This window comes from Exiguobacterium sp. s138, assembly GCF_018618775.1.
GTDB classification, from domain to species: Bacteria; Bacillota; Bacilli; order Exiguobacteriales; family Exiguobacteriaceae; genus Exiguobacterium_A; species Exiguobacterium_A artemiae.
In genome coordinates this window covers 111654-130329 of sequence record NZ_JACSMW010000001.1, presented here as the reverse complement: position 1 = coordinate 130329, position 18676 = coordinate 111654, and the positions used below count along the sequence as shown (strand labels likewise).

Annotated in this window: 20 protein-coding genes; 2 read left to right on the top strand and 18 right to left on the bottom strand. The window is 47.6% G+C overall.

The genetic code is table 11. The features are described from left to right. Positions 1 to 18 precede the first annotated feature (18 nt). The 6 genes from dnaJ to lepA all read right to left on the bottom strand — a co-directional run bounded on the left by dnaJ (position 19) and on the right by lepA (position 8113). On the bottom strand, positions 19 to 1125 hold the full coding sequence (gene dnaJ / locus KNP91_RS00690; RefSeq protein WP_012369687.1) for a molecular chaperone DnaJ: 1107 nt from the start codon (positions 1123 to 1125) through the stop codon (positions 19 to 21). Between the two features lie 133 nt (positions 1126 to 1258). After that, positions 1259 to 3085, bottom strand: coding sequence for a molecular chaperone DnaK (dnaK, locus tag KNP91_RS00685; RefSeq protein ID WP_214848180.1), 1827 nt, complete (start codon positions 3083 to 3085; stop codon positions 1259 to 1261). A gap of 55 nt (positions 3086 to 3140) precedes the next feature. Continuing rightward, on the bottom strand, positions 3141 to 3707 hold the full coding sequence (gene grpE / locus KNP91_RS00680; RefSeq protein WP_214848177.1) for a nucleotide exchange factor GrpE: 567 nt from the start codon (positions 3705 to 3707) through the stop codon (positions 3141 to 3143). A 24-nt stretch (positions 3708 to 3731) separates the two neighbouring features. After that, positions 3732 to 4769 (bottom strand): heat-inducible transcriptional repressor HrcA, encoded by a 1038-nt coding sequence (gene hrcA / locus KNP91_RS00675; RefSeq protein ID WP_214765997.1) that lies wholly within the window; start codon positions 4767 to 4769, stop codon positions 3732 to 3734. A 308-nt stretch (positions 4770 to 5077) separates the two neighbouring features. Continuing rightward, positions 5078 to 6223, bottom strand: coding sequence for a radical SAM family heme chaperone HemW (gene hemW / locus KNP91_RS00670; protein ID WP_214765999.1), 1146 nt, complete (start codon positions 6221 to 6223; stop codon positions 5078 to 5080). Between the two features lie 66 nt (positions 6224 to 6289). Further along, positions 6290 to 8113, bottom strand: coding sequence for a translation elongation factor 4 (gene lepA, locus KNP91_RS00665; protein ID WP_214766001.1), 1824 nt, complete (start codon positions 8111 to 8113; stop codon positions 6290 to 6292). A gap of 233 nt (positions 8114 to 8346) precedes the next feature. Here lepA and rpsT point away from each other — a divergent pair, with 233 nt between their 5' ends. Next, a complete protein-coding gene (gene rpsT / locus KNP91_RS00660; RefSeq protein ID WP_012369681.1) occupies positions 8347 to 8607 on the top strand; it encodes a 30S ribosomal protein S20 in 261 nt (86 codons plus the stop codon). A 112-nt stretch (positions 8608 to 8719) separates the two neighbouring features. On the opposite strand, the gene KNP91_RS00655 is transcribed toward rpsT, so the two are convergent. Continuing rightward, on the bottom strand, positions 8720 to 9151 hold the full coding sequence (locus KNP91_RS00655; RefSeq protein ID WP_214765546.1) for a GNAT family N-acetyltransferase: 432 nt from the start codon (positions 9149 to 9151) through the stop codon (positions 8720 to 8722). A 12-nt stretch (positions 9152 to 9163) separates the two neighbouring features. Next, the gene (gene holA, locus KNP91_RS00650) at positions 9164 to 10165 is read right to left on the bottom strand and encodes a DNA polymerase III subunit delta (protein ID WP_012369679.1); all 1002 of its coding nucleotides are present in this window, start codon (positions 10163 to 10165) and stop codon (positions 9164 to 9166) included. Positions 10166 to 10267: 102 nt separating this feature from the next. Between holA and KNP91_RS00645 the strand changes: the two genes are divergently transcribed. Continuing rightward, the gene (locus KNP91_RS00645; RefSeq protein WP_012369678.1) at positions 10268 to 10429 is read left to right on the top strand and encodes a YqzM family protein; all 162 of its coding nucleotides are present in this window, start codon (positions 10268 to 10270) and stop codon (positions 10427 to 10429) included. Between the two features lie 35 nt (positions 10430 to 10464). Here KNP91_RS00645 and KNP91_RS00640 read toward each other — a convergent pair whose 3' ends face one another. From KNP91_RS00640 to KNP91_RS00595, 10 genes are all read right to left on the bottom strand, one after another. Beyond that, positions 10465 to 12600 carry a DNA internalization-related competence protein ComEC/Rec2 gene (locus KNP91_RS00640; RefSeq protein WP_483297784.1) on the bottom strand — a complete coding sequence of 712 codons (2136 nt, stop codon included), beginning with the start codon at positions 12598 to 12600 and terminating at the stop codon, positions 10465 to 10467. Positions 12601 to 12623: 23 nt separating this feature from the next. Further along, entirely contained in the window at positions 12624 to 13241 is a 618-nt protein-coding gene (locus tag KNP91_RS00635) for a helix-hairpin-helix domain-containing protein (protein WP_214848170.1), read from the bottom strand. A gap of 190 nt (positions 13242 to 13431) precedes the next feature. Then, the gene (locus tag KNP91_RS00630; protein ID WP_214765555.1) at positions 13432 to 14160 is read right to left on the bottom strand and encodes a class I SAM-dependent DNA methyltransferase; all 729 of its coding nucleotides are present in this window, start codon (positions 14158 to 14160) and stop codon (positions 13432 to 13434) included. Then, positions 14160 to 14507, bottom strand: a complete 348-nt coding sequence (rsfS, locus tag KNP91_RS00625) for a ribosome silencing factor (protein WP_012369674.1) — start codon at positions 14505 to 14507, stop codon at positions 14160 to 14162. The genes KNP91_RS00630 and rsfS overlap by 1 nt, the downstream gene beginning before the upstream one ends. Continuing rightward, on the bottom strand, positions 14504 to 15079 hold the full coding sequence (gene yqeK / locus KNP91_RS00620; RefSeq protein ID WP_214765558.1) for a bis(5'-nucleosyl)-tetraphosphatase (symmetrical) YqeK: 576 nt from the start codon (positions 15077 to 15079) through the stop codon (positions 14504 to 14506). The genes rsfS and yqeK overlap by 4 nt, the downstream gene beginning before the upstream one ends. Beyond that, entirely contained in the window at positions 15069 to 15638 is a 570-nt protein-coding gene (gene nadD / locus KNP91_RS00615; protein WP_114596449.1) for a nicotinate-nucleotide adenylyltransferase, read from the bottom strand. The genes yqeK and nadD overlap by 11 nt, the downstream gene beginning before the upstream one ends. Further along, on the bottom strand, positions 15635 to 15928 hold the full coding sequence (gene yhbY, locus KNP91_RS00610; protein WP_012369671.1) for a ribosome assembly RNA-binding protein YhbY: 294 nt from the start codon (positions 15926 to 15928) through the stop codon (positions 15635 to 15637). The genes nadD and yhbY overlap by 4 nt, the downstream gene beginning before the upstream one ends. A gap of 1 nt (position 15929) precedes the next feature. Beyond that, positions 15930 to 16715, bottom strand: coding sequence for a shikimate dehydrogenase (gene aroE, locus KNP91_RS00605; protein ID WP_214848167.1), 786 nt, complete (start codon positions 16713 to 16715; stop codon positions 15930 to 15932). Further along, on the bottom strand, positions 16715 to 17821 hold the full coding sequence (gene yqeH, locus KNP91_RS00600; protein WP_026829033.1) for a ribosome biogenesis GTPase YqeH: 1107 nt from the start codon (positions 17819 to 17821) through the stop codon (positions 16715 to 16717). The genes aroE and yqeH overlap by 1 nt, the downstream gene beginning before the upstream one ends. A 140-nt stretch (positions 17822 to 17961) precedes the next feature. Next, positions 17962 to 18546 (bottom strand): YqeG family HAD IIIA-type phosphatase, encoded by a 585-nt coding sequence (locus tag KNP91_RS00595; RefSeq protein WP_026829034.1) that lies wholly within the window; start codon positions 18544 to 18546, stop codon positions 17962 to 17964. Between the last annotated feature and the right edge of the window lie 130 nt (positions 18547 to 18676).

The following is an 18676-nucleotide window of genomic DNA, read 5'->3' as shown; positions in this document are numbered from 1 at the left end:
GTCACGCTCCTTTAGTGATCACCCTGTAAAGAATGTTTTAATCCGGCTGAATACGCCTTCGTGTTGTTCTTCGACACCTTTTTCATCACTGATCTCATTGAACTCACGGAGTAGTTCTTTTTGACGGTCTGTCAGATTTTTTGGTGTGATGATGACGACGTTGACATATTGATCCCCGTGATGGCCTGAACGGACGTTCGGCATCCCTTTGCCGCGCAGACGGAATCGTGAACCGGTTTGTGTTCCGGCCGGAATCTTTAAGCTGACTTTCCCATGAACCGTCGGCACTTCAATTTCATCGCCAAGCGTCGCTTGGGCGAACGTAAGCGGCATATCCATCACGATATGATCGTCGACCCGTTCAAACAATTCATGTTCGCGGACACGGACGACGACGTACAGATCTCCGAATGGTCCGCCGTTGACGCCGGCTTCCCCTTTACCTGCCAGACGAATCTGTTGACCGTTGTCAATCCCGGCTGGAATCTTGACACGAACATCTTTGTTTTTACGGACACGACCTGCTCCGCGGCATGTTTCACACGGTTCTTTGACGATTTGTCCACGACCATGGCATGTCGAACATGTCGTTTGATTGACGACACGTCCGAACATCGTGTTTTGCTCGACGTTGATGTGTCCTGATCCGCCACAACGTTTACATGTTTCCGGATGTGTTCCCGGTTTAGCACCTGAACCGTGACATGTTCCGCAATCTTCTTCGACTGGAATCGTAATGACTTTCTCGACACCTGAGAAAGCTTCCATGAAGTCGATTTCTTCGACATATTGTAAATCCTGCCCTTTACGCGGGGCATTCGGATCTTGACGGCGTCCGCCGCCGAAGAACATATCAAAGATGTCGCCGAAACCTTCTGCTCCGCCAAATCCACCACCGCCTTGCGATGGATCCTGGTGACCGAACTGGTCGTAACGAGCACGTTGATTGTCGTCTGACAAAACTTCATAGGCTTCCGATAACTCTTTGAACTTTTGATCGGCATCCGCCTCTTTATTGACATCCGGATGATACGTCCGGGCTAGTTTTCGGTAAGCTCGTTTAATCTCTGCTGCTGAGGCATCGCGCGCGACGCCTAACACTTCATAATAATCGCGTTTTTCCACGTGCATTCTTCCTCTCTTTAGGTCCGATTCATTTCATACTGTTTGATTTTACCGAACTTCAGGCGACATGGAAAGAGCCAAAGCGCGGATTACGCTTTGGCTCTCTCTAGCGCCCGAAAAATCGGTCGGTTACTTATTTGTTGTCTTTATCGTCGACTTCTTCAAATTCAGCGTCCATGACATTGTCATCTTGTCCACCAGCTTGCGCACCTTCAGCGCCCGCTTGTTGTTGAGCCATGTTTTCGTAAACTTTTTGTGTCAATTCTTGAACAACCGTTGATAATTCGTCTTTTGCAGAACGAATCGCTTCGACGTCTGTTCCTGCGAGTGCAGTTGTTACTTTTTCTTTTGCCGCTTCCGCTTTTTCTTTATCAACTGCGTCAATTTGCTCGCCAAGATCTTTGACTGCTTTATCCGTTGCGAAGACAAGTTGATCCGCTTCGTTACGAAGTTCTACTTCTTCTTTACGTTTGTTGTCAGCATCCGCGTTTGCTTCTGCATCTTTGACCATTTGGTCGATGTCTGCTTCAGTCAAACCGCTTGATGATTGGATTGTGATCGATTGTTCTTTGTTCGTACCAAGATCTTTCGCTGATACGTTAACGATTCCGTTTGCATCGATGTCGAATTTAACTTCGATTTGCGGCACACCACGTTGTGCTGGCGGAATGTCTGTCAATTGGAAACGACCAAGCGTTTTGTTGTCTGATGCCATCGGACGTTCCCCTTGAAGAACATGGATGTCAACGGCTGGTTGGTTGTCAGCAGCTGTTGAGAAGACTTGTGATTTTGAAGTCGGGATCGTCGTGTTACGATCGATCAATTTCGTCATCACGCTACCCATTGTTTCGATTCCGAGCGAAAGTGGTGTGACGTCGAGAAGGACAACGTCTTTGACGTCCCCTGTCAATACGCCACCTTGAACAGCTGCTCCGAGGGCAACGACTTCATCCGGGTTAACGCCTTTGAATGATTCTTTGCCTGTGAAGTCTTGAACGGCTTTTTGAACTGCAGGAATACGTGTTGATCCACCAACGAGGATGATTTTGTCGATTTTGTCCGGTGTCATGCCAGCATCGCTGAGGGCACGACGTGTTGGAGCCATCGTCCGTTCTACGAGATCAGCTGTCAAATCGTCGAACTTCGCACGTGACAATGTCATTTCAAGGTGAAGTGGACCTGCTGCGCCAGCCGTGATGAACGGAAGACTGATTTGTGTGGAAGAGACACCTGAGAGGTCTTTCTTCGCTTTTTCAGCAGCATCTTTTAAGCGTTGAAGCGCCATTTTATCTTGGGCAAGATCGATGCCGTTGTCTTTTTTGAATTCTGCAACCAAGTGGTCGATGATTTTTTGGTCAAAGTCATCTCCACCAAGACGGCTGTCACCGGCAGTTGAAACGACTTCGAAAACACCGTCTCCGAGTTCGAGAATCGAAACGTCGAATGTACCGCCACCTAAGTCATAGATGAGGATTGTGTGGTCTTCGCCTTTTTCAAGACCGTAAGCAAGTGCTGCTGCCGTCGGCTCGTTGATGATCCGTTTGACGTCAAGACCAGCGATTGTTCCTGCATCTTTTGTTGCTTGGCGTTCTGCATCGTTAAAGTAAGCAGGAACCGTGATGACCGCTTCCGTTACTTTTTCACCAAGGTAGTCTTCCGCTTGTGCTTTGAGTTTTTGAAGAATGATGGCAGATACTTCTTGTGGTGTGTAGTCTTTGCCTTCTACTTCGACTTTATAGTCTGTACCCATATGACGTTTGATCGACATGATTGTGTTCGGGTTTGTGATGGCTTGACGTTTTGCGACTTCCCCGACTTGACGCTCGCCGTTTTTGAAAGCAACGACAGATGGAGTCGTACGGTTTCCTTCAGCGTTTGCGATAACGACAGGCTCTCCGCCTTCCATTACTGCGACACATGAGTTTGTTGTTCCTAAGTCAATACCAATGATTTTTGCCATGATAAATTCCTCACCTTCGAATAGTTAGTAGTGTTAAATCAGATCGAAATGTAGCTTATTCTGCGACTTTGACCATACTTGGACGAATGACACGATCGTGTAATTTGTATCCTTTTTGGAATTCCGCTGTGACGACACCTGATTCGTGTTCTTCACTCGGCTCCTGAACGACTGCCTGATGCAGGTTCGGATCAAAGGCTTCCCCGACTGCTGGAATCTCGATGACGCCTTCATTTTGAAGTGTTTCCACCAATTGACGTTTGACCATCTCGACACCGGCAAGGACAGATTTTGTCTCTTCGTTGTCCGATTCGATTTGAAGTGCACGGTCAAGGTTATCGACCAATGGAAGCAATTTCTCGACGATTGTCTGAGAAGAATACTTCGCACGGTTTTCGGCTTCAATCCGGTTCCGGCGTTTAAAGTTGTCAAAATCCGCACGAAGGCGTAATTCTGATGCTTTTGCTTCCGCAAGTTGTGCTTCGAAGTCATGTGCAGCCGGTTCTTCAACGAGATCCGCCTGAACGACTTCTTCTTCTGTTACTTCAACTGTTTCTGCTTCTGTTTGTTGCTCGGTTGTTTCTTCAGTATTGAGGTTTTGATTCTGCTTATTTTCTTCCACTCTGAATCGAGCCCCTTTCTATATTCAATCCAAGCTGTTCTTACGCAACTCGGTTTGGAATGCTTGTAAAAGATGAATGATCGAATTGATGCCTCGATTATAATCCATTCGTTTCGGCCCAATCAGGGCGAGTGTGCCAAGTGAGACGCCATCAACGGAATAATGGGCACGAATCACGCTGCAGTCTTTTAAGGCATCGACGTTATTTTCACTGCCGATCGTAATCAAAATCTGATTATCGAGACTCGGACTCAAGAAATCAAACAAGGCTTCCTGCTGTTCGATCAACTCGAGGACCGGACGCAATTTCGCGACATCCTGAAACTCCGGTTGATCAAACATGTTGGCTTTTCCCCCAAGGTAAATCAAGGGACGTTCCTCATGCTGATCCGTCAAGACGATATCGAGTGCTTTTGACAGCAGGGTCGTCTGTTCCGAATGTTCGGAACGGAACCGTCTGATTTCTTCGAGCAGACGGAGACGCAACTGACTGAGCGGCGTTCCGCGTAGCGTTTGGTTCAACCGTTCCATCAAGCGGCTGGCCGCCTCACGTGAGAGGGCTTCCGCGAGCTGAAGAGTCTTATGTTCGACGTGACCGGTTTCTGTCACGAGAACGATAACGACACGTCCTTCCGCTAAGGGAATCAGTTCTAAATGATGGAGACGTTGTCCTTCTTCTTTTGGACCTAATACAAGCGTCGTATAATGTGTCAATTCGCTCAACAAGTCCGCTGTATGTCGGATTAACCGATCATTTTCATTCACGGAATGGGCAAATAACGATTTTAACGCTTTTGCCTCTTGCGGTGAGATGCTTTCCGGACGAATCAGATGATCGACATAAAATCGATATCCGAGCTCGGATGGAATTCGACCTGCAGAAGTATGTGGCTTTTCAATCAATCCCATTTCTTCGAGGTCCGCCATCTCATTTCGAATGGTCGCGGAACTGAACGTCACGTCACTCCGTTTCGAGAGCGTCCGTGAGCCGACGGGTTGAGCGGTTTTGATATAATCATCGACGATTGCACGTAAAATCAACAATTGGCGATCCGTCAGCACCTTCTTCACCACCTTATTTTGTTAGCACTCACTTTTAACGAGTGCTAATTACATCTTTACTATAAGGAATTGGCGAAATGATGTCAACCAATTTGCTGAACCCTTTGAAGACTTTCCCATTCTGCGATACAGTGAAACAAACGACGAAAAGGATGAGATCTATGCTCGAACTGTTTGCAATGGCTGGAGTGTTCGTTTGGGTGTTCATCGCGATCATCGGTACAACCGCCTACTTTTTACGAAAACCGAAAAAATAAAGCGGCGCCGGATACTTTCGTATCGGCGCCGTTTTATTTCCTGCTGTTCTGTTATTCCACTTCTGCTTCGCCGATGAACTCGGCAAATACTTCGTTGGCGAGCGGGACACCGGCGTCCGTCAGACGGAGATGAGTCGCTGTCCGTTCGACGAGTCCGCGCGGCAATAGTTTCGCAATCGTCTGACCGAAGACCCGGTCGAGCGAATACCCGTATTTTTCTTCGAAGTGCCGTTCCGACACCCCTTCTTTCATCCGCAAGCCGAGAAACATCTCTTCTTCCATCCGTTCGACTTCCGTCAACGGTGTTTCATTACGGACCGGCAATCCTTCCGCTTTGATGTAGTGTGGAATCGGTGCGATGTTTGCCCGCCGTGTTTTGTTGATGTAACTGTGGGAGCCGGCACCAAACCCGTAATATTCATCATTTTCCCAGTAGACGCGATTATGCCGACTTTCCCGGCCCGGCAGAGAAAAATTCGAAATCTCATATTGGTGCAATCCGCCGGCTTCAATCGTTTCAATCATCAAACGGTACATATCCGCTTCCAGGTCCTGCGTCGGTAACGGCAACTTGCCTTTTCGTTCTTGAATCGCAAAAACGGTATGCGGCTCAAGAATCAATGAGTACGACGAGATATGCGTGATTGGCAAACGTAATGCCCGTTCGACATCATACCGGACTTGCTCGAGCGTTTGGTTCGGTAAGCCGAACATCAAATCAACCGAGATGTTGTCAAAGCGCTTTGCCGCATGATCGAGCGTCTCTGCGACTTTCGCTTCCCGGTGCGTCCGGCCGATCCGTTCGAGTAATCCGTCGTCAAATGACTGGACACCGAAGCTGACCCGGTTGACGCCGCCCGCTTTCATGATATCGAGTTTTTCCGGCGAAACGCCGTCCGGATTCGATTCGACGGTATACTCAAGTGTCGCATCCGTCAGCGGCAGAAGGTGCTTCGAAATGATATCCATCAATCGTTGCATCTGAGCTTCATTTAAGGCAGTCGGTGTTCCTCCACCGATGAAGATCGTTTCGAGCCGATCCGTCGGATAGTGTTGTAACGTCAGTTCGATCTCCCGTTCCAATGCATCCAGATATTCTGCAACCGGCTGATTTTTTAAAAAGACTTTATTAAAGTCACAGTAATAACAAATATGCTCACAAAATGGAATGTGGACATATGCGGCGCGTGGTGTCATTTCGCCTCATCCTTTCTTTCTTAAACAGAAAAAGGGTGCGCCAGAAACGCCCCCTTTGTGTCTTCTTTAATCTTCATCCATCGACAGAACCGACATGAAGGCTTCTTGCGGTACCTCTACCGAGCCTACCATCTTCATGCGTTTCTTACCTTCTTTTTGCTTCTCGAGCAATTTACGTTTACGCGAGATATCTCCGCCGTAACACTTGGCGAGAACGTTCTTACGCAACGCTTTGATTGTCGAACGGGCGACAATCTTCGTTCCGACGGCTGCTTGAATCGGTACTTCGAATTGCATCCGCGGAATGAGTTCTTTTAATTTATCAACGATGACTTTCCCGCGTTCATACGCAAAATCACGGTGAACGATGAAACTCAGTGCATCGACGTTTTCATTGTTTAATAAGATGTCCATCTTGACGAGACGCGACTGCTGATAGCCGATCAATTCATAATCAAGCGACGCATAACCTTTTGTGCTCGATTTCAACTGGTCGAAGAAATCATAGACGATTTCCGATAACGGCAGTTCATACGTGATTTTAACGCGTGTCGTATCAATATATTCCATATCGATGAACGTTCCGCGTTTCTTTTGACAAAGTTCCATGATGGCACCCACATAATCGTTTGGTGTCATGACGGCTGCCTTAACGTACGGCTCTTCGATGAACTCAACTTTTTGCTGTTCCGGCATCTTCGATGGGTTATCAACATGCAGCACTTCTCCCGCAGTTGTTGTGACATGATAGATAACCGACGGCGCCGTCGTAATCATATCAATGTTGAATTCGCGTTCAATCCGTTCCTGAATGATTTCCATATGAAGCATTCCAAGGAATCCACAACGGAAACCGAATCCGAGTGCCTGTGATGTTTCCGGCTCGAATTCAAGGGCTGCGTCACTTAATTGAAGACGCTCGAGTGCTTCGCGTAAATCGTTGTAACGTGCCGCATCAATCGGATAGAGACCACAGTACACCATCGGGTTCATCTTCCGGTATCCCGGTAAAGCTTCTGTCGCGGGTTGTTTCGCCAAAGTAATTGTATCCCCGACGCGGACATCGCCGACTGTCTTTATAGAAGCCGATAACGTTCCAACGTCTCCGACCGTTAATTCTTTTTGACGAAGTGGTTTTGGTGTCGAGACAGCAAGTTCCAAGACTTCAAAGTCTTTTCCGGTCGACATCATCCGAATCTTGTCACCGATTTTCACCGTCCCGTTGACAACACGAATCGACGCGACGACACCACGATATGCATCGTAATAGGAATCAAAAATCAATGCTTCAAGCGGCGCTTCCGGATCCCCCGTCGGTGCCGGCACTTTCGCCACGATTTGTTCAAGGATTTCTTCAATCCCGATACCGGCTTTCGCGGATGTCGGAACAGCTTCAGAAGCATCCAGACCAATTATGTCTTCAATCTCTTGACGAACACGTTCAACGTCTGCTGAAGGCAAATCAATCTTATTGATGATCGGCAGGATTTCCAAGTCGTTATCGAGTGCCAAATATACGTTGGCAAGCGTTTGAGCTTCAATCCCTTGCGCCGCATCGACGACGAGAACCGCCCCTTCACAGGCTGCAAGAGAACGGGAAACTTCATATGTGAAGTCGACGTGTCCCGGTGTATCGATCAGATGGAGGATATATTCCTCACCATCTTTTGCCGTATACTTCAACTGAACGGCGTTCAATTTAATGGTAATTCCGCGTTCGCGCTCGAGATCCATGGCATCCAGTGTCTGATCTTTCATCTCACGTGATGTCAAAGCACCTGTTTTTTCTAAAATGCGGTCTGCAAGTGTCGATTTCCCGTGGTCGATATGGGCGATGATTGAGAAGTTTCGAATACTTTTTTGCCGCTTTAAACGATCTGCATTATTCATGTTTATAGTCACCTTACCTTATAGTCAAACGTACATACGCTTCATTATACCAAAAATCACACGGGGTGCACCATCTCGTTTTGTTTTACCGAAAAACAAAAATCGAAAGAAACACTGGAGCTGTTATTGCTTTTAAGAAAAACGTTTGCTACAATTGTGTTTGTTCTGTTGAACGATAAATGCAGATATGCGAATATAAATCTCGAATGAGTTTTCTTGGAGGTGAATCATCCATGGCTAACATTAAATCAGCAATCAAGCGTGTTAAAACAGCTGAAAAACGCCGCGTCGCTAACGTACAACGTAAATCGTCTATGCGTTCAGCTATCAAAGCAGTCGAAACTTTCGCTACTGAAGGCAACAAAGAGCAAGCGCTCGTAGCTTTCAACACAGCATCTAAGAAAATCGACAAAGCTGCTGCTAAAGGTCTTATCCACAGCAACAAAGCTGGTCGTGACAAATCACGTCTCGCTCGTCTCGTAAACGCACTTTAATTCTTCCTTGAAGGAATACAGTGATTGAATCACCACCTGGAGCCTGCTCCGGTGGTGATTTTTTTATGTTTAAAAACCATCCGACGGTCTTGTCGGATGGTTTTGCTTTTTCTCAGAAACGATCCACCATGATATGATGCGGACCAATTCCTTCAATCTCAAATGATTCGCTTGCCACCGTCAAACCTAGTCGCTCATAAAAAGGAACGGCAACGAGTCGGGCGTTACACCACCAACCGTCTGCACCTTGTGCTTTCAGTCGATTCCGCGCCTCTTCCAACAATGCTTTTCCATACCCTTCACCACGAACAGCAGGACTTGTCGCCATCCCCCGTAATTGAAAGGTCAATTCCGGATAAGTCTCATGGGAACGCTGTATGAAAGTACCGACTGCGACGATGTGTCCGTCCTTGATTCCTCCAAGGTGGAAGGTGCCTTCCCGTTGATCGTCCGGATACGTACACATCTCAATTGGTTGGTTCGGGCGCAATACTTCATGTCGAAGTGAAATGACTTCAGGTGCTTGAATGATTCGAATCTCCATCTGTTTTTCCTCCTATAATGTAGCGAGCCGCACAATCAAGGCATCAAACAAAATTCGTTTGTCTCCTCTGCCCGTCTTCATCCCTTCATCCGTCGTCGTAATGGCGACCAACGCCTGCTCCAGCTGCGCAAACGTAAACCGTTTCCCCGCCTGTAAGGCCAGTTTGATGGCATAAGGATGCGCTCCGACTTTTGACGCGATTTGCCGCTCCCCGTATCCTTGTTCCGCCAGACGTTTTGACAACAGCATCATCCGATACTGGCGTGCCATCAGCCCGAGTAATGCCAAGACTTCCTGTCCCTGTTTTTCAAGATCCCGAATCAAACGAATCGCCGGTTCCAGTTGTCGTTTCATCAAATAATCCGTCAATTGGAATACGTTATCCTCTAACGTCCGCGGCACCAGTAAATTAACATCTTCCAGTTCAATCGTCGGATGATCCCCGGCATACAGCATGAGTTTATCCAGTTCACGTGTCAGTGTCGCCCACATCTCACCCGTCAAAAAAATCAATCGTTCGATAGCCGGCCGCTCCATCCGGTATCCTTTGTCGTTAACAGCATCCATCACGAAACGAAACAGTTCTTCCGTCGTCGGTTTCTTCGCCTCGAGTATGACAGCCCGGTCCTTTAACCGTTTGACGATTGTTTTCCGCTCATCCAGTTTCTCCGCCTCGACGATCAACACGACCACTGCATAATCGGCAGGTTGAACGATGTATTCGGCTAACCGTTCCACATTATGTGTTTTTTTATCCTTTGCACCCGTTAAAAAAGTAGCCGGTTTGGCAATGACGACACGGTAATCACTTAAAAAAGGGACGGTTTCCGCTTCGTCCAGGACGGCGTCGAGCGGTTGGTCGTTTAAATCAATTTTCATGTAGTCAAAACGTTCACCGTCCGGTAAAGCGGCTTTGACGATTTCACGTTCCCACTCTTCCAAAAGATGTCGTTCCGTTCCATATAATAAATAAAGGTTCGCCAGTTTTCCGTTGACAAGCCAAGGTGTTTTCATCTTCCCCACCACATTTCACAGTTTGTTCTTAACTTCATCATAGATAATCCTCTTTTATTCCGCTATACTAGAAGCGGAATCTATTTTTAGGGGGAATGCAGCATGGCACATTCAGTACGTCCACCAAGTGAGAATGCGTTTGAAAACGACATTCAGTCAAAACGTAATGACGCGCTTGACTCAGCGGTCGGTTTTGGCGCATCGTTCGGCTTTTTCGCAGTCTTGTTCATCATTGGCGTTGTCATTAAATTCTTAAGCCTATAATCAATAAAACAGCAACCTTGGGGGGTTGCTGTTTTTTATTTTAGCATAGGTTCACAGCCCGTTGCAGAACAAGTTATCATTCCCGATTGATCGGTCCGCATGACGGTCCGGTCTCTTGTTCGTTCCAGTACTTCCGGATGAGGATGACCATACCGGTTGTTCCGCCCTGCCGAAATGATAACCAGATCCGGATCCGTTTTCTGCAGAAGCTGTTCTCCGGTCGATGTTTTCGAACCATGATGACCGGCTTTTAAAATATCGACCTTCTGGACGGACCACGTCTCCTCTTGATCAATACTGGCATCCCCCGTCAGCAAAACGCGCTTCCCCGCAACATCGGCAAGCAATACGACCGACCGGTCATTTTCTTCTTCTGCGTTTGTTGCCGGAGCCACCACTTCGAGCCAGGGACGAATCCGTTGTCTCGAATGAATGAATTGAATCCGTGTTCCTGTCGCTTCAATCTGATCAATCAATGCGCGCCGTTTCGGATCTTGATTATCAAACTGTCCCATATAAACCGTGTCTACTTGAATCTTCCGCAAGAGACCGACCAATCCGCCGATATGATCATGATCCGCATGTGTGACGACCAATCCTTCAATATGTGTTTCTCCCCGTGTATGTAAAAACGGGGCAACGATTTGTCCTCCCGGATCAAACGGTCGTAACGGCGGACGGATGGATAAGGAAAACGCTCCTCCTGTATCAATGACAAACGTTTCCCCCGCTTTTTCAATGACCGTACTGTCTCCCTGTCCGACATCAAGAAAGGTAATTCGCTCCGGCGTCTGATGGTCCATATAGAGGCTTGCTGCAAGCAGGCCGACCAGCGGGACCAGATGCCCGAACCATCTTCGTTCGGCTAACCACCAGCCGCTAAGGACGGTTCCTGTTCCGATCAGAAGTACGGGCAACGAAAAAAGATGAACAGCAACCGTCGGGACAGGCAGCTTTTCCGCCCAAGCCAATGCTTGATCGAGAAAAGACGTCGCCTGACCATGCAGACGAATCAGATTATCGGACGATGGAATCAGTACCGCGGTACCGACCAGGAAAGACAGCGGTAAAATCACCCATTCTATCCACCCGCCAAGAAGAATGTTCAATAATGGCGACCACAACGAAACTTCCGTCTGTTGCGCCAGCTGCAACATAAGACTTGTCATGATTTGAGCCCAGAGGCTGATCAGCAGCCAGTTCCAAGGACGCTTGATTTTTTCCCACATCTTACGGGACAGGAGCAGAAAAATCGTCAGTCCGACAGTCAGTTGAAATCCGACATCATACAAAGATGTATACGAAATCGCCAATTGAAGCGCACCAATCAAACTGACGACCCACAAAGGATCCGGCCGCCGGTTGATCCGGTGACAAAACAGCAACACCATCGCGACACAGACCGCCCGTGTGACCGGGGCACTCCATTCTGTCAACCATCCATATAACGGCAAAGTCAACAATAGAAATTCAAATCTCCGCTCCCGCGTCAACCGCAGTTTTTTTAAGAACCACAAGACCGTCAAAATTAAAAAGGCAATATGTGAACCGGAGATGACGATTGCATGCAGGAGTCCGAACTTTTTAAAGCGTTCCATCGTCATCTGATCCATTAAGCGGTCTTCGCCTAACACTAAAGCTTCCACATACAACGCTTGTTTGACCGGAAGTTGTTCAATCCGTGTCATCCATTGCTGGCGAATCCGCCGCCCGTTCGCTCCCAATCCGGGAGTTTCGGTGCATTTGCCCCATTTCACGACCTCATATTTCCCCCGTAACTGTTCGGTGCGCATCCAACGGGCTTCATCAAATCCGCCCAGATTCACTCTCGGCAACACCGGCCGTTCTTCCAACTCGACTTCACAGCGTTGTCCGATCCGTTCATAGTCGCTCTCTGTTTTTTCATCCGATGTGGCGGCGACAACGATTTGTTGATTATGGGATTTTGCGAGATACCGGATTCGGTCCCCGTTCTGTTTCGCGTCCAGAATATCGATGACTGTGATCGGTGCAAGCGGCTGTTCTGTCGGCATACTCAGTAAAAACACGACCGTCAGTCCTAAAAGTGACAAAACAGAATACCTCGACATCGACCAGGACTTTAGTATAAGAATCATTGAACAGATTGCAACCAGCCACAGAGATTCCTTTAAGGCAATAAGTCCGATCATAAAAAACAACGGAAACAGCGGCATCAGTAGACAATGAGATATGCTTTCAGATTTTCAAGTGTCTTTGGTCCGAAACCTTTTACATCTCCAAGATTTTCATACGTTGCAAAACCGCCTTTTTCTTCCCGGTATTGTAGAATCGCACCGGCTTTAGCAGGACCGATTCCCGGCACTTCCAGCAGCTGTTCTTCTGTCGCTGCGTTTAAATCGAGCAGTCCTTTCGGAATTTCTGCCTGTTCAGAAGTTTCCGGTGCCGCCTTCTTGGATGACTTGGCCTTTTTTCTAGTCGGAACAATCACTTCCTGACCGTCAATTAAACGTGCTGCTAGATTAAGTTGTTTGATGTCCGCTTCCGCCGTCACTTCCGCTCGTTTAATGGCATCTTGAACGCGATCACCGAGTCGAAAACTGTATGGACCGGGCCGCTTGACCGCCCCTTTGATATCAACCATGATTTTTTTCTGGACGAGCGTCTGATCCGCCGAACGGTCTTCTGCCTGTGCTTCCTGTTCTCGTTCAACGACTGCCGGTTTTTCAACCAATGCTTCGTTCGAACATGAAGGCAGCGGAACAAATAAGACAACGAGCAGTAAGAGAACAACCGTGATCGTTGCTACTTGCTGTAAACGTGGAATCGTCATCCATATCCCTCCTGTCCCTTCGACTGTATCAATCTTTCCGTCGCTTCTGAACAGGACTAATCTTCATTATCCGGTGACGTGCCTCTCCTGACCGCCTTTATTCTTCCCTTTGATTCAATCATCCATCGGTTCACCCGAAAACAACGTCAAAAAAACCATCAACATGAGATTCGTTGATGGTTAGAGACCTTTATATTTTTTCAGCAACGAAAAAAATACGTTCGGCTGTTTCAGTTGGTGCATCGGATTTAAAATCACCGGTTACGGCACATACACGAAAACCTGCTTCGCGCAACCAAGTGATATATTGTTCCGGCGGATATGTCCGTTGATGATGTGTCTCGTCGACACGATCGTACCGGCCGTCCTCGCCTTCAATAAAGAAGGTCAGTTCATGAACAACCGATAACGGTTCTTCACCGGGATCTGCGAACCAGATATACGAACTTTGCTCGGCATGGGTGGCGTATGTTTTCCCGTTAAATAACGTCTCCATTTTATACGGGGAATGAACATCAAACAACAACTTTCCACCGTCCGTCAACAAACGTGCTGCACTGTCGAACGTCTCTTTGACATCTGCTTCCGTCTGCAAGTAATTCAAGGAATCACATAAAATCGTTATCGCATCCACCGGTTCCGGCAATTCCAGTTCCCGCATGTCCTGTACCCAAAAATCAACGTGCCGATTGGTCTCCATTGCTTTTTCTTGGGCAATTTCAAGCATCTCTTCCGATAAGTCGACACCGGTGACTTCATAATGGTCAGCCAGTAACAAGGTTGCCGTTCCGGTTCCGCAACCGATATCCGCAATTCGCTTGCCGGGCTCGACCTGTTCAAGTACCCACGCGACCCATTCGGGATACGGGACGTCTTGCATCAGTTCGTCATAGACATACGCAAACTGTTCGTACGCCATTAGTCAATCTCGACTTCGACTTTAGGAGCATCTGCCCAGAGCTTCTCAAGGTTGTAGTAATCACGGTCATCACGGTGGAAGACATGAACGACAACGTTCTCAAGATCTGCGAGGACCCAGCGTGCCGCGTCCATTCCTTCTAGTCGTTTGATCGGTAATTCATTTTTGTGCGCGACTTCTTTCACTTCACGCGCGATGGCTTGCACTTGTTTTTCCGAGTTCCCTTCACAAATTACGAAGTAATCCGCGATCGGTGAAATGCTCGACATGTCGAGTACGACGATGTCCTCGGCACGCTTATCATCAATTGCATTTACGATTAATTTTAATTCTTGTTCGACTGTCATAGGACGGTCCCCTTTCGTTTTTCCGGCACGAACGCATTATACGTCTTAATCGTCAACGGAAAAATCACTGTTTGTTTTTTGCATAAAAATGAAATCGTCTGAACAAGTGTCGCGATGACAGCTTGCGTCAAATCTTCCTGCGCGATTTGCCGAAGCTGTTCGACACCCGGATAATGGCGATTCGGTTCAATCGCATCTGCGACAAAAATGACTTGATCGAGCAGCGGCATGTTCGGAGCACCCGTCGTATGGTTGGCGATGGCTTGATAAATATCAGCGTCTTCCACCCCGAGTTCCCGCTTGACGAGTTCTGCCCCGACCGGTGCATGCAATAATTCTTCATCATAATTGAGTAATTCATCCAGTCCAAGTTCCACTGCTACACGTTGCATCTCGGACACATTCCGATATTTCGCATAATCGTGCAGCATAGCTGCCAAAGCAGCCTTGTCTTCTTGAACTCCGTATTGTCGTGCCATTTGAATGGCGGTCTCGACGACACCGAGTGTATGGATGAAACGTTTTTCAGGCAATGTTTCCTTAATGATTCGTTTCGCTTCTTCAAGTCGCATAGAGGTTCCACTCCTCGATTAATTGTCGGACCGGTTCCGGAACGAGATAACGAATACTGCGTCCTCTCGCCACCCGTTGCCGGATATCGGTCGAAGAGACTTCAAGCAACGGCATATCGACTGCTGTGACACGCGCACCTTCCGGAATCAGATAACGACTGCCCGGACGTGCGACTGCCCCGAACTCGATTTCCTTGTACAACTCTTCCGACCGGTGCCATGTCCCTAAACTGACTAATGAATCCGCACCAATCAGGAAAAAGAATGCATGCTCGGGATAACGTCTCTTCAGTTCCCGGATTGTATCAAACGTGTACGATTTCGTTTCCCGTTCGAACTCAATCTCCGATACTGAAAAATCCTGATTGTCCCGGACGGCTGCTCGGACAAGTTCCAGACGTTTCGCCGCACTCGTCACGGTCGATTGTTTGTGCGGAGGCAGTTTTGCCGGCAAAAACCAGACCGCATCCAGTTGAAGTTGCTCTTTCGCTTGTTCGGCAATCAGCAGATGACCGATATGGGGTGGATCAAACGTTCCGCCCATCAAACCAATCTTCATCGCGGTAATTGAAGTGTCTTATTCTCTTTCGATTCCTTGTAGAGAACGATGACTTTTCCGATGACTTGAACGAGTTCTGCATTCGTTCCGTCAACGAGCTCAGCCGCGACATCTTTCGGAGCGTCGGCACAGTTTTGAAGCACTTGTACTTTCAAAAGTTCACGTTTTTCGAGTGCATCCATCAAGTCTGCACACATCGCTTCACCAACACCGTTTTTTCCGACTTGGAAAATCGGGCTTAAGTCGTGAGCCGTTGCGCGTAAATACCGTTTTTGTTTACCTGTTAACATATTATGATTCCTCCAATTGCTTTCTAATCACCTGCTCGCCGAGAGCGATGTCAGGTTTATGACCGGTGAAGCGTTCAAATGCTTCAGCCGCTTGTAGTACAAACATTAAAACACCATCAAGTGTATCAAGCCCGTTTGCGGTCGCTTCCCGCAAAAGACGGGTCGGGGTCGGTCGATAAATAATATCACAAATCAAGGCTGTCGTCGCTGTCAATTCAATTGGTGTCTGATCGATGGCAGGAGCCATTCCGACAGAAGTCGTATTGATGATGACATCATATGGCGTCAAATCAAGCGTCCTTGACCACGGAACAGCAGATTGTCCGAATTCAGCAGCCACCTGTTCAGCCGTCTGATTCGTCCGGTTCATGACAGTAACATGACCGGGAAGCATCGGAATAATTCCGCGGGCTGCTCCGCCTGCTCCAATCACTAAACTGTTTTTCGCATTCGTTCGTGTCGCAAGGGCACGGGCAAATCCGGTTCCGTCCGTATTGGCACCGACCAGTTCCTCCCCGTCCCAGTAGACGGTATTGACGGCACCGGCGCGAGCTGCTGCCGGCTCCAGACGATCAAGAAAAGGAATGATGGCCGACTTATGTGGAATCGTCACATTGATTCCATCAAACTGCCGTTTTCTTACCTTCTGAACGAACGCTTCCAGCCCGTCCCCTTCGACATCTAACGTGGTATAACAACCGAAAAGCCCAGCCGCCTTCAGCCATGTTTCGTGCAACATGGGTGAAAGCGAATGGGCAATCGGATGACCGATGACAGCAAATTGCATCAGACGAGCGCCTCACGTAATGAGACAGCGACACCTTTTGGTGCATAGGCAGCGACTCGGCCGCCTTTTCCGTGAACCGCAACCCAACCGAGTCCACTGAAAACGATATCCGTTTTCATATTGTCGCGTAGACTGAACTCGTGTCGAACGAGCGGCGGAAGCATCTCAAGCGTCTTCTCATTCGGCGGAGATAACAACTCTCCGTTATGATTCGCATACAGATCGTCTGCTTTATCGAGCTTCGTCCGGTGTACTTTTAAGTCATTTGACATATAGATGACGAATGACCGTTTATTACCCTCCATGTAGTCAAGACGTGCAAGACCACCGAAGAATAACGTTTGTTGCGGATGAATTTGGAAGACTTGCGGCTTGATTTCTTTTTTCGGCGTAATCAATTTCAAGTCTCTTGCATCCACATAATGTGCCATTTGGTGATGATTGATGATTCCCGGTGTGTCGTACAGATTACAGTTATCGTCGAGCGGAATATCAATCAAATCAAGTGTCGTTCCCGGGAAGTGGCTGACTGTGATGACAGCTTCTTCTTCTTCACCGAAACGTTTGATGACTTGGTTAATCAATGTCGATTTACCGACGTTCGTACAGCCGACGACGTAAACGTCGCGTCCTTTACGGTAATAATCGATTTTTTCCGCCAACTCATCCACACCGTGTCCTTTTTTCGCACTGATCAGATGGACATCGACCGGACGCAGACCAAGTTCTTTTGATGTTTGGCGCATCCAGTTCATCAGACGATTCGGATTAAGTGATTTCGGGAGCAGGTCGGCTTTATTTCCGACGAGCAACACATCATTTTTTCCGACAAACCGGTGTAATCCAGGTAACCAACTTCCGTTAAAATCAAAAATATCGACAATTTTAACGACTAATGCATCTTTTTGACCGATTCCATCTAAGATTTTGACAAAATCATCGTCCGTTAATGCGACGTCTTGAATTTGGTTGTAATGTTTTAGTTTAAAACAACGTTGGCAAATGACCATTTCACGGTCAAGTGCAGATTTAGGCGCATAACCAGGTGCTTTTGGATCCTCTGTTTGGATCGCGACACCACAGCCTGCGCAATTGATTTCTTCCATGTGTGTGTTGAGCCGCATCGGGACTTTCCCTTCTCTATTCAACGTAGCGCCCTGCACGCCACTCCAAGAGCGTAACTTCCGACCTTTCGCCGTACATGTTGCGACTGCTGCCTATCCTTTCATCTACCGGTATGACAGGGTCATTGCTGCTTATCTTGACGAAGCGTTTCAATCGGGTGTTTTAACGCTGCCGGATCTTCTTTGACACGTTGCGTCAATTTGTAGATGCCTTTGCGTTTCATCCGACGGAAAATCAACCGTTCCATCAAGCGATTAAATTTTGTGACGACACCGTCTGTCTTGACGACGGGTTGCACGTGGATGACTTCGATACCTACTGAATTTGCGCCTAACACATCTGTAAACAGTTGATCTCCAAGGAAGACAACTTCCTTCGCGTGATAACCAAATTCCGTCAACGCGCGTTTAAAGCCGATCGGTAACGGTTTACGTGCCGGTGCAATATAATGTAAGCCAAGTGGATCCGCGAATTTCTTGACTCGATCGCCGTTGTTATTCGAGACGATGATGACGTCAAATCCGTATTGGTTATTCACCATATCGAGCCATGACACCAATTCGTCTGGAGCATCGGCAATATTCCAAGCAACAAGTGTATTATCAAGATCCGTCAAAATTGCTTTGACACCGTTTCGTTTTAACATCTCTAAGTCGATATCATAGATCGACGCCACAAAATGTTTTGGATAAAGTCGTTTAAACAAGAATAAAACCTCCAGATAATGGTCTAGCTCTATAGTTAAGTTTAAGAAACAGTTATGTTCTTATCGTTCGATTATAGCACAATCCATTTGATAGAGCGACGACCAAAAGAAAACGAAAGAGCACGTGTCT

What these genes read in the sequence shown, in the direction of transcription:
- yqeH (WP_026829033.1), bottom strand. Translation starts at nt 17,821, where the DNA reads ATGGAAGAAATCAATTGCGCAGGCTGTGGTGTCGCGATCCAAACAGAG.
- lepA (WP_214766001.1), bottom strand. Translation starts at nt 8,113, where the DNA reads ATGAATAATGCAGATCGTTTAAAGCGGCAAAAAAGTATTCGAAACTTC.
- hemW (WP_214765999.1), bottom strand. Translation starts at nt 6,223, where the DNA reads ATGACACCACGCGCCGCATATGTCCACATTCCATTTTGTGAGCATATT.
- KNP91_RS00630 (WP_214765555.1), bottom strand. Translation starts at nt 14,160, where the DNA reads ATGGCGTACGAACAGTTTGCGTATGTCTATGACGAACTGATGCAAGAC.
- nadD (WP_114596449.1), bottom strand. Translation starts at nt 15,638, where the DNA reads ATGAAGATTGGTTTGATGGGCGGAACGTTTGATCCACCCCATATCGGT.
- rsfS (WP_012369674.1), bottom strand. Translation starts at nt 14,507, where the DNA reads ATGACAGTCGAACAAGAATTAAAATTAATCGTAAATGCAATTGATGAT.
- KNP91_RS00655 (WP_214765546.1), bottom strand. Translation starts at nt 9,151, where the DNA reads ATGGAGATTCGAATCATTCAAGCACCTGAAGTCATTTCACTTCGACAT.
- yqeK (WP_214765558.1), bottom strand. Translation starts at nt 15,079, where the DNA reads ATGCGACTTGAAGAAGCGAAACGAATCATTAAGGAAACATTGCCTGAA.
- KNP91_RS00635 (WP_214848170.1), bottom strand. Translation starts at nt 13,241, where the DNA reads ATGACGATTCCACGTTTACAGCAAGTAGCAACGATCACGGTTGTTCTC.
- KNP91_RS00640 (WP_483297784.1), bottom strand. Translation starts at nt 12,600, where the DNA reads ATGATCGGACTTATTGCCTTAAAGGAATCTCTGTGGCTGGTTGCAATC.
- aroE (WP_214848167.1), bottom strand. Translation starts at nt 16,715, where the DNA reads ATGCAATTTGCTGTCATCGGTCATCCGATTGCCCATTCGCTTTCACCC.
- KNP91_RS00645 (WP_012369678.1), top strand. Translation starts at nt 10,268, where the DNA reads ATGGCACATTCAGTACGTCCACCAAGTGAGAATGCGTTTGAAAACGAC.
- rpsT (WP_012369681.1), top strand. Translation starts at nt 8,347, where the DNA reads ATGGCTAACATTAAATCAGCAATCAAGCGTGTTAAAACAGCTGAAAAA.
- yhbY (WP_012369671.1), bottom strand. Translation starts at nt 15,928, where the DNA reads ATGTTAACAGGTAAACAAAAACGGTATTTACGCGCAACGGCTCACGAC.
- dnaK (WP_214848180.1), bottom strand. Translation starts at nt 3,085, where the DNA reads ATGGCAAAAATCATTGGTATTGACTTAGGAACAACAAACTCATGTGTC.
- holA (WP_012369679.1), bottom strand. Translation starts at nt 10,165, where the DNA reads ATGAAAACACCTTGGCTTGTCAACGGAAAACTGGCGAACCTTTATTTA.